Below are 9,528 nucleotides of genomic sequence, written 5' to 3' on the forward strand. Positions count from 1 at the left end.
AAAGGAGGAGACCTGATACTCGAATTGGCTAAGAGATTTCCTGATTGTGATTTTAAAATTGCCGGAATGTCCAAACCTGAAACATTGAACGGAAATTCTCAAAACGTGAAGTTTATGGGCAAACTAAATGCTGAAATGATCAGAAATGAATATCGCAAAGCCACCTTCTATTTTCAGTTGTCCGTATTTGAGGGCTTTGGTTGCGCATTGTGTGAGGCGATGCTTTGTGGCTGTACCCCCATAGGAAGTAAGGTCAACATCATCCCTGAAATTATCGGGGAAACCGGATATATTTTGGAACACAGGGATGTCAATCTTTTGGAAAAACTGCTAAGAAAAATACTCGAAATACCCATTCAGGAAAGCTTTAACCAAAAAGCAAGAGAAAGGATTATTCAGAAATATTCATTGCAGAGTAGGCAAGACCTGCTCTTTTCAAAACTACCCTATTGATTTTCAAAAGACCAATGGAAAAAATTTCAGCCATATTTACCAGAAATTTATTTGTCATTCCGGGCGGATATTTTTTGGTTCAGTTCATTAAAAATCTTTTCCGGAAGGAATACCATGATCCAGCATGGCGAACTTTTTCATTTAGGGGAATCTCGATGAAGGTGGACATATCCAAAAGTATGGGTGCGGCCATATATTGGCGGGGAGCGCATGATTGGGCGCCTATTTTTGTTCTGGGAAAAATACTTGAAAAAGGGCAAACTATCATCGATGTTGGGGCGAATCAAGGGGAATACAGTCTATGGGCTGTAAAACATACAGGGCCAACCGGTAAGGTCATCGCATTTGAACCCATGGATGGGCTTTACGATCAGTTGGGTTTCAATTTCTCCCTGAATCCTGAATATCAAAATGCTCTCATTCCTGCAAAAATGGGATTGTCCGAAGCTCCTGGTAAACTCAATCTATATGGCAAAGAGGGAGACAATGAAGGTGTAAATACCATGTTCCCAACTCAAACCCATACAGTCCTGATTCAGGAAATCAAGCTTGATACCCTGGATAACCAAATGCAACTATTTAACTGTAATCAAGTCGATCTGATCAAAATCGATGTGGAAGGTGCAGAATTACAGGTTCTGAAAGGTGCTGTGAATACCCTGAAAAAACACAAACCTTACCTTATGATCGAAATTAATAGAGAAGCTTGTCTGGCAGGAGGCTATGAACCTGAGGAGATTTTTGAGTTACTAAGGCCAATGGGCTACACTTTCGAAAAAATCGGACTAAGAGGAAAGCGCATTCCCATAGAGAGTGTTCCACCGGAATTCTGCAATATTCTTGCCTCGGCAAGATAAGATTTATCTTTCTATTTTTGTTTCGATGAAACCCATAGCCCGCCAAAGTCTGCTGACCACAATTTCTTCCTACATAGGGGTGTTGATAGGTTATTTCAATGTGCTTTGGTTGTTGCCTTATGTTTTGCAGCCTGATGAAATCGGTCTTTTTAGAACACTTCAGGATATGGCGCTGCTATTGGTTCCCATAGCTCAGTTGGGGATTGGAAATGGCATCACGCGTTTTTTTCCTTTGGTCAAAGAAAAAAAGTATGCCTTTTTTACTTTGAGTTTGATATTGACTTTTGTTGGATTCCTGATAGTTTCATCACTTTTCCTGATTTTCAAAGAAAATGTTATTGCAGCCTTTGCAACCAATTCTCCTGAAGTCATTGATTTTTTGGGGGTGGTCCTTTTCATCACTTTATTTTCAGTGATGAATACTATATTGGAAGCATTTTGCAGGTCTTTTATGAAAATAGCCGTTCCCAGCTTTTTCAGGGATGTTGTCAATAGAATATCAGTCGCCATCCTGGTAAGCATGTACTTTATGAACTGGTTGATTATTGACCAAATGATTTGGGGATTGGCTGTCCTCTATTTAATATCCCTGATTGGGATGACCTTTTATATGGTCAACATCAATATTTTCAGATTAGACTTCGACTTTTCATCATTTCCAAAAGATTTCAGAAGGGATTTTCTGAAATACAGCATGATTACGCTTTTGGGTACAGCAGGATCGGTGTTGATTATGAAAATCGATAGCCTGATGGTCAGTTCGATGATCGGGCTTGATGCAAATGCAATTTACATGATAGCATTTTCCATTGCCATCGTCATGGAATTGCCAAGAAGGGCTATTTCCCAAGCCGCTATGCCGGTGGTTGCGGAGCACTTCGCTAAAAATGAGCATTTTGAAATCAATAAACTTTATAAAAATATAGCCGTCCATCAGTTTTTGATCTGCTTGCTTTTGTTTTTGGGAATATGGTCCAATATTGACAATCTCTATCACTTTGTCCCAAACAGTATTATTTATGAAACAGGCAAATGGGTGGTATTATGGATTGGATTGGCCAAGATGTCCGATATATTATTTTCGATTAACGGGGAAATTATCGTTTTTTCGAAGTATTATATTTTCAACATCACTGCGACTCTCATCATGTGTGTGGCAGTCGTTGTTTTAAATCTCCTGCTTATTCCGGTTTATGGCATCGAAGGAGCTGCTGTTGCCTCCTTTTTGTCTCTTCTGATTTATAACCTGATCAAATACATTTATATCAGAATCAGGTTGGATTTTGATCCGTTTTCTTTCGATGTGTTGAAAATCTTCGTTTTGGGTCTACTTACTTATGGCATTCAATTATTTGTTCTTCAGTTTATGGAAGTGGGCCTCAAAGACATTATTTTGAGGTCAGTGGTAGTTACCCTGATTTATATTGCAGGGATTTATTTGCTCGGAATAGCAAAAGAAAGTCAAAAATCAATAATTGAAAAAATAAAAAGGCCCAGGCCATAGAGTGTTACCAAACCCCTTTATTGACAAGATTTGAGCTGCCTGAAATCCGCAAACTTCCACTGTTATCCTGAATCCTAAGATACGAGGCCCTCCCGATAGCTATCGGGATGAGGGGTGAGGCCTGTTTTTGGAAAGGGCTTCACTCGGCATTGTATTTACTTGTGAAGTTGGAACATGTCAGCGACCTGAGCCATTTGGGCAAATATACGAATTAAACTAAGAAACGTTATGAGCAGAAAGGTTATGCTTTAAGCCTGTTTTTGTCATCTGCGGTTTTTAATGGATAATCTCCCATTCCAAACAAATTCACCAAAATTCATTTTGTTCAAAACATTTAATCAGTATTTTTATTGGGAAAAAAAATAATGGATTATAAGGTCAAATCATATTTGGTTTTAATAATATTCCTTTGATTCATACAATGGGACTTTCAAAATAATAATCTGAACCGGTTAAATACAAATAATAAATTCAAAACAATATTTTACAAAAATCAACTTTTCATCATTGAAATCGTTTAGTTTTGCAGTTCGATAAGGTTTAAAAAAATGTATCAAATAAAAAAACTCATCGTTTGTCTGGATCAAAGTGCATTGGATGCTACCCTTGTCAGGTTCGCAGCTTTCATTTCCAAGGTCAACCAAACCAAAAAGATCTATTTTACCAATGTCATCAGAAACCTGAACATCCCAAAAGATGTCCTGGAGGAATTTCCCCATTTGATAGATAACATGGTTGAGGAGAGAAAAGCCCAGATGAAGGATGTTGTGGAGAAGAACTTTGGCAAAGCCGATAACATCGAATTTTCTTATGTTGTCAAAGAAGGGCAACTCTCCAAAAAAATACTCAAACTTGCCCACGAGAAATCTGCGGACATGATTTTGGTCGGTAGAAAAGTAAGCCTTCCCGGTACAGGGGTCGTCTCCCAAAGATTGGCAAGAAGAGCCAGCTGTTCCCTGTTGATCATTCCCGAAAATGCGGAACCCAAAATGGAGAGGCTATTGGTGCCGAGTGATTTTTCGGATTATTCCAAAGATGCCATGGAAGAGGCTATCATGATTGTAGAAAAATATGGAGGCAAAGCTGAAATAGTTTGCCAAAATGTTTTCACTGTTCCATCAGGATATCATTTTACAGGAAAAAGCTATAAGGAATTTACAGAGATCATGTTGATGCATGCTGAAATAAATTTTAAGAAATTCATCAGGAAAATTGATACCCAGAACATCAAAATCAAAGCTGTTTATACACAAGATGAAGATGATGACCCTGTGGAAGACATTTTGGCCAAGGCCAAAGAAATAGATGCTGATTCTATCATCATCGGTGCTAAAGGCAGGACTGCCGCAACAGCACTATTTTTAGGCAGTATGGCTGAAAGGCTGATCCAGCTCAATGAGGAGTTTCCATTGTTGGTAACAAGACCAAAAGGGAAAAACGCCGGTATATTGGATTATATCCTTGAGATCTAAGGTAAAGTTGAAAAAACCAAAACCGCGAATCTTATCTCTTAGATTTGGTCAGCAGTGCTATATTTCTTAACCCACACTGTTTTGTTAAATCACTGAAGCTAATAATCCTTAAGGTTTATAATAGGAACCTTAAAAAAGCACCTTCGTTCCTCCCCTTTTTTTGAAAACAGATTAAACTTATGTATTATTCCTCTGTCAAAGATGCGAATGATATCATTAAGCGATTTAGAACTTTTACAGATGATCCAAAATCCCAATACCCGGGAAAAAGGATATAGATTTTTGATTGAAATGTATCAAAGAAGGATCTATGGGGTAATAAGAAAAATGGTGGTGATTCATGAGGATGCTGATGATATCACTCAGAACACATTTATCAAAGCCTTTAAAAATATTAATAGTTTCCATGGAAATTCATCTCTCTTCACATGGCTGTACCGGATTGCCACCAATGAAAGTTTGAATTTTCTCCAAAAGAAAAAAAAGAGATTTTTCTTTTCAGTAGATGACCATGAGTCTGAAATGGAAAATTACCTTGAACATTCAGGTATGGTTACCGGAGATGAAATAGAAAAAAAACTTCAGAAAGCCTTGCTGAAATTACCGGTTAAGCAAAGATTGGTGTTTAACTTAAGGTACTTCGAGGATCTGAGCTATGAAGAAATGAGTCAGATTACAGAAACTTCGGTGGGAGCTTTAAAAGCAAGTTACCACCATGCAGCAAAAAAAATTGAAAATGAGCTGCAAATAGAATAAACTTCAGTACTTTATTTCTGTCTAACCGACGTAAATATGAAAAACATACCTAAAACCAATATTTTCAATACCCCCGAAGGCTATTTTGAAAAACTCCCTGAGGAGATTTTAACCAGACACCAAAAAAGGAAAACAAAGTCTTTTACTTTCGTAACCAGTATGGCAGCAGCGGCTGTAATAATTTTGGGCATGGTAGTCTTTGTGCTTAAAAATGACATCACTACAAATAGCTCACTTGAAGCCAATCTAGCTCAGGAAATAGATCTGTACATCAGTTCCGGTTATTGGCAAGCTGAGGACATATTATCATTTGCGGATAATCCAAACTCCATTCTTGATGAAATCATCACCATGGAATGGGGGGAATATGAATTCGAAACCAATGAACAATTTGAAGAAGATTGGTGGTATTAAACAAAAAATCATGAAAAAATTTGCACTAATATTTATTGTCCTTGCTTTTTCCCATTCTTACCTGCTGGCTCAGAAACCTGAGGGGCAGCAATATGATAAAGAGAAACTGGAAGCGGCGAGGGTTGCATTTGTAACCAACAGACTGGATTTGAAAGCTGATCAGGCTGAGAAATTCTGGCCGCTCTTCAATCAGTACAATGAAGATCGGGGTAAATTGATGGATCGGATTTCTGCTATCAACAGGAGTTCTTCACAGGAAATCACAGATGCCAAAGCAAAGGAAATGATCCAGGAAAGGCTATCTCTGCAGCAACAATTACTGGATAAGGAAAAAATATTTATGGAGGAAGTGACAAAAGCCATCACTCCTGTACAGGCCATAAAATTAGGCGGAGTCAACAGGGAATTTACAAGGCAGGTTTACAGAATGCATAAAGGCGGTGAAAAAGGATCTAGAAATTGAAAAAATCAGCTTTTCAGCTGCTTTTTTTTTGTTTTATTCTTTTTTCAACAAATCCCTTATCTCTTCCAAAAGGACTTCAGATTTTGGTGCAACAGGTGGTTCCGAAGGAGCAACTTCCTCTTTCTTTTTCATGGAATTCATTGCCCTGATTGCCATAAAAATAACAAATGCAATGATCAGGAAATCCACTACATTCTGAATGAAATTGCCATAGCTTAGAGTAACGGCAGCCATTTCTTCTCCACCCTCCGAAATATATGCATCCCTTAGAATAATTCCCAAATCTTTGAAATCAACATTTCCTAAAAGCATACCTAATGGAGGCATAATAATATCATTGACAAAGGAAGAAACGATTTTGCCGAATGCTGCTCCAATAATGACAGCAACTGCCAAATCGACCACATTGCCTTTCATGGCAAATTCTTTGAACTCTTTAATTAGGCTCATAATTTTTTGTTAAAGTTGGTGAATCATTCAATTCTGAAAATAAATAAAAAACTAATAATAGACTACATTCTTGGATAATAAGTTTATAATAAGTTGGTTTTTCAATTTTTGAAGAGTATGTATAGGAGCCTTTCTATATAAATTCCTTTCTGCAAAACATGATTAATAAAAGTATTCAGGACGTGAAACCTGTATTTTTTTATAACTTTAAACCCTCAACCTATTAAACCGAACAGAATGAAAATCGCATTGATTGCTCATGATGGGAAAAAAGCCGACATGGTCCATTTCCTTAGTGGCTATAAAAAGCAATTGCACCATGCAGAAATAGACTTGGTCGCCACAGGCACTACCGGATTACATATAGAAAGAGCAGGATTCAAAGTTCAGAAACTCCTTTCAGGCCCTTTGGGGGGTGACGCCCAGATTGCTTCAATGGCAGCTCAAAAAGAGTTGTCCATGGTGATATTTTTTAGAGATCCTTTGGATAAACATCCCCATGAACCTGATGTACAGATGTTGATGAGGATATGTGATGTCCACAATATCCCTTTGGCCACCAATCCGGCTGCAGCACAATTGATGTTTGAACAATTAACCACCCAATTTGATGGAAATTAAAACAATGAAAAAAATTGGCGTCCTCACCTCAGGAGGAGATGCCCCGGGAATGAATGCTGCCATCAGGGCTTCTGTCAGGGCAGGATTTTTTTACAACGTGGAGATGTACGGCATTTATAGAGGATATGAAGGGATGATTCAGGATGAAATCAAAAAGCTGGAGTCCAAAAACATTGCACATGTGCTAGAGAGAGGGGGAACCTTTTTGAAATCTGCCAGAAGTGCCGAATTCCGAACTCCTGAAGGGAGAAAAAAAGCCTATGATAATCTCAAAAAGCATGGTATCGATGGTTTGGTAGTGATTGGTGGGGATGGTTCTCTAACAGGTGCCCATCTTTTCTATCAGGAATATGGTATTCCATCAATTGGTATTCCGGGAACCATTGACAATGACCTTGCCGGTACTGACCATACCATTGGCTTTGATACAGCATGCAATACGGCCATTGAAGCCATAGATAAAATCCGGGATACCGCTACATCCCATGACAGGCTATTCTTTGTGGAGGTAATGGGCAGAGATGCCGGTTTTATCGCTATCAATGCAGGGATCGGCAGTGCCGCAGCAGCTATACTCATCCCTGAGAAAAAGATGCCCATAGAAAGATTGATAGAGCGTCTCAAAGCACGGACAAAGGCAATGAAAACCTCCAATATTGTAATTGTTGCAGAAGGAGGCAAAAGTGGTGGTGCTGCTGAAATTGCCGAAAAAATCAAAAAACAACTCCCCTATTATGACATCAAAGTGACCATTTTGGGTCACTTACAGAGAGGTGGTGCTCCAAGCTCATCTGACAGGGTACTTGCAAGTAAGTTGGGAGTGTCCGCTGTAGAAGGATTGATCAATGGTAAATATGATGTCATGGCAGGTATCATCAATAATAAAGTCGTCTTTACACCGATCGCTAAAGCAATCATCGGAAGCAAGGAGGTAGATGAAGATGACTTCAGGATAGCAAAAATTCTTTCCACTTAATTCGAAGCCAATCAAAAAAAGGAGGTCTGAAGACCTCCTTTTTTTTCGATCGTTTCCAAATTCCCAACTACATACTTGAAACTTTTATAGGAAAATTATTATTCCAGGACTAAAGAACTGTAAGCAGGCAGATTGATTTTATTCCCATCTTTTTTGGCATTACCATAAGAAAACAACTCAATGGTGAATTCCTCTGGTGCATCAATTGTCTGGTTTTCATCACTTAAGTTATGGACTACGAAGACTTCTTGATCCTCATGGTTTCTGAAAAAAGCCATGACGGGTTTGGGTAAATCCCCAATATAAGGTTCCAGGTTCCCTAAAGCCAATGCCCTGTTACTGTTTCTAAGTCTGATGATATCCTTATAATGGTTGAAATAACTCGTGCTCATGGATTTTTGGATTGCAAGAGGAGTTACAGTCTCGTCAATAGAATAAACAGGTTCCATCCAGGTAGTCCTGCCTTTGTCATTGTTATTGATATCCCATAAGAACGGTTCCCTGATATTCTCATCAGGCTTTTTGCCCAACATGCCTATTTCCTCCCCATAGTATAGGTAGGGCGCGCCGGGCATGGTCATGAGGATATTGATAGCCTGTTTGTGTTTTCTGGGATTTTCATCCAGGGAATTCAAAAGCCTTGGTTGGTCATGATTGGATGAAAAAGTGGCATCAATGAAGTCATTGGTAATATCAAGGTAGAAATCAAGTACCTCTTTTTGTTTTTTGACAAGCAGCATTCCATCTTCCTTCTGATAGGATTCCAGCAAGGTGTAATGAAAATCGAAGTTGAACAATACCGGAAGACCCGGAAGATAGGGGGCCACGATTTCTTTTTTATCATACACCTCCCCTACTAAATAAATGTCAGGCTTAATGGCTTCCATTCTATCCCTGAATTCCTTCCAGAAGGCGTGGTTATCCTCAGGCCTGTCATCCGGAAAAATGTGTTTGGCAGCATCGAGTCTGAATCCGTCGATTCCGACCTCTTCCAACCAAAACCTTCCAATTTCATAGATTTCTTCCCTTACTTTAGGATTGTCAAAATTAAGGTCAGGCATACCACCATAGAAAAAACCATAATAAAAATCCTCCCCAAATCCGGGGTCATGCCACTGACGGACATTATCACTGTCAAGGGTTATTGTCTTTTTTTCTATGAAATCAGCAATGGTATCCTTTTGGGCCCAAACGTAATAATCCCTGTAAGGATTATCCCTGCTTTTTTGGGACTCCAAAAACCAGGGATGCTTATTGCTTGTATGGTTAATGATCATATCAATGACAATCTTGATGTCCTTTTTGTGCGCTTCATCAATCAGCGTCATGAAATCTTCCATCGTACCATAATCGGGATGAATGCTTTTGTAGTCCGTCACATCATATTTATGGTAGCTTGGAGAATTCATAATAGGCATAAACCAGATTGCATTGGCTCCCAGTTCTTTTACGTGGTCAAGCTTCTTGGTGACGCCATCAATATCACCTATTCCATCTCCGTTTGAATCATAAAATGATTGGATAAAAATCTCATATGTAATGCCTGCATGAGGCCAATGATT

At 38.8% G+C, this 9,528-nt stretch carries 11 protein-coding genes; 9 read left to right on the forward strand and 2 right to left on the reverse strand.

Translation table 11 applies throughout. From position 1 onward, the window contains the following. The 7 genes from ACEW8O_RS07190 to ACEW8O_RS07220 form a co-directional block, all read left to right on the forward strand. A partial coding sequence (locus ACEW8O_RS07190; protein ID WP_373493943.1) for a glycosyltransferase family 4 protein occupies positions 1-453 on the forward strand: 453 nt, incomplete at its 5' end. Between the two features lie 14 nt (positions 454-467). After that, positions 468-1,310: an FkbM family methyltransferase gene (locus tag ACEW8O_RS07195; protein WP_373493944.1), complete on the forward strand. Its 843-nt coding sequence runs from the start codon at positions 468-470 to the stop codon at positions 1,308-1,310. Positions 1,311-1,335: 25 nt separating this feature from the next. Next, a complete protein-coding gene (locus ACEW8O_RS07200) occupies positions 1,336-2,814 on the forward strand; it encodes a polysaccharide biosynthesis C-terminal domain-containing protein (protein WP_373493945.1) in 1,479 nt (492 codons plus the stop codon). A gap of 548 nt (positions 2,815-3,362) precedes the next feature. Next, positions 3,363-4,286: a universal stress protein gene (locus ACEW8O_RS07205; RefSeq protein WP_373493946.1), complete on the forward strand. Its 924-nt coding sequence runs from the start codon at positions 3,363-3,365 to the stop codon at positions 4,284-4,286. Positions 4,287-4,493: 207 nt separating this feature from the next. Next, entirely contained in the window at positions 4,494-5,042 is a 549-nt protein-coding gene (locus ACEW8O_RS07210; RefSeq protein ID WP_373493947.1) for an RNA polymerase sigma factor, read from the forward strand. A 36-nt stretch (positions 5,043-5,078) separates the two neighbouring features. After that, positions 5,079-5,456 (forward strand): hypothetical protein, encoded by a 378-nt coding sequence (locus ACEW8O_RS07215; protein WP_373493948.1) that lies wholly within the window; start codon positions 5,079-5,081, stop codon positions 5,454-5,456. A 10-nt stretch (positions 5,457-5,466) separates the two neighbouring features. Further along, a complete protein-coding gene (locus tag ACEW8O_RS07220; RefSeq protein WP_373493949.1) occupies positions 5,467-5,919 on the forward strand; it encodes a hypothetical protein in 453 nt (150 codons plus the stop codon). A gap of 33 nt (positions 5,920-5,952) precedes the next feature. On the opposite strand, the gene mscL is transcribed toward ACEW8O_RS07220, so the two are convergent. Further along, positions 5,953-6,369, reverse strand: coding sequence for a large-conductance mechanosensitive channel protein MscL (mscL, locus tag ACEW8O_RS07225; protein ID WP_373493950.1), 417 nt, complete (start codon positions 6,367-6,369; stop codon positions 5,953-5,955). Between the two features lie 237 nt (positions 6,370-6,606). Here mscL and ACEW8O_RS07230 point away from each other — a divergent pair, with 237 nt between their 5' ends. Further along, complete coding sequence (locus ACEW8O_RS07230; RefSeq protein ID WP_373493951.1) at positions 6,607-6,990, forward strand: methylglyoxal synthase; 384 nt, start codon at positions 6,607-6,609, stop codon at positions 6,988-6,990. Then, positions 6,980-7,966 (forward strand): 6-phosphofructokinase, encoded by a 987-nt coding sequence (pfkA, locus tag ACEW8O_RS07235; RefSeq protein ID WP_373493952.1) that lies wholly within the window; start codon positions 6,980-6,982, stop codon positions 7,964-7,966. The genes ACEW8O_RS07230 and pfkA overlap by 11 nt, the downstream gene beginning before the upstream one ends. A 98-nt stretch (positions 7,967-8,064) precedes the next feature. Here the strand turns inward: pfkA and ACEW8O_RS07240 are convergent. Continuing rightward, positions 8,065-9,528, reverse strand: a 1,464-nt coding sequence (locus ACEW8O_RS07240) for an alpha-amylase family glycosyl hydrolase (protein ID WP_373493953.1), incomplete at its 5' end; no start/stop codon positions are given.

The organism is Aquiflexum sp. (assembly GCF_041749095.1).
In the GTDB taxonomy this organism is placed as follows: Bacteria; Bacteroidota; Bacteroidia; order Cytophagales; family Cyclobacteriaceae; genus Aquiflexum.

What these genes read in the sequence shown, in the direction of transcription:
- ACEW8O_RS07195 (WP_373493944.1), top strand. Translation starts at nt 468, where the DNA reads ATGGAAAAAATTTCAGCCATATTTACCAGAAATTTATTTGTCATTCCG.
- ACEW8O_RS07200 (WP_373493945.1), top strand. Translation starts at nt 1,336, where the DNA reads ATGAAACCCATAGCCCGCCAAAGTCTGCTGACCACAATTTCTTCCTAC.
- ACEW8O_RS07205 (WP_373493946.1), top strand. Translation starts at nt 3,363, where the DNA reads ATGTATCAAATAAAAAAACTCATCGTTTGTCTGGATCAAAGTGCATTG.
- ACEW8O_RS07210 (WP_373493947.1), top strand. Translation starts at nt 4,494, where the DNA reads ATGATATCATTAAGCGATTTAGAACTTTTACAGATGATCCAAAATCCC.
- ACEW8O_RS07215 (WP_373493948.1), top strand. Translation starts at nt 5,079, where the DNA reads ATGAAAAACATACCTAAAACCAATATTTTCAATACCCCCGAAGGCTAT.
- ACEW8O_RS07220 (WP_373493949.1), top strand. Translation starts at nt 5,467, where the DNA reads ATGAAAAAATTTGCACTAATATTTATTGTCCTTGCTTTTTCCCATTCT.
- mscL (WP_373493950.1), bottom strand. Translation starts at nt 6,369, where the DNA reads ATGAGCCTAATTAAAGAGTTCAAAGAATTTGCCATGAAAGGCAATGTG.
- ACEW8O_RS07230 (WP_373493951.1), top strand. Translation starts at nt 6,607, where the DNA reads ATGAAAATCGCATTGATTGCTCATGATGGGAAAAAAGCCGACATGGTC.
- pfkA (WP_373493952.1), top strand. Translation starts at nt 6,980, where the DNA reads ATGGAAATTAAAACAATGAAAAAAATTGGCGTCCTCACCTCAGGAGGA.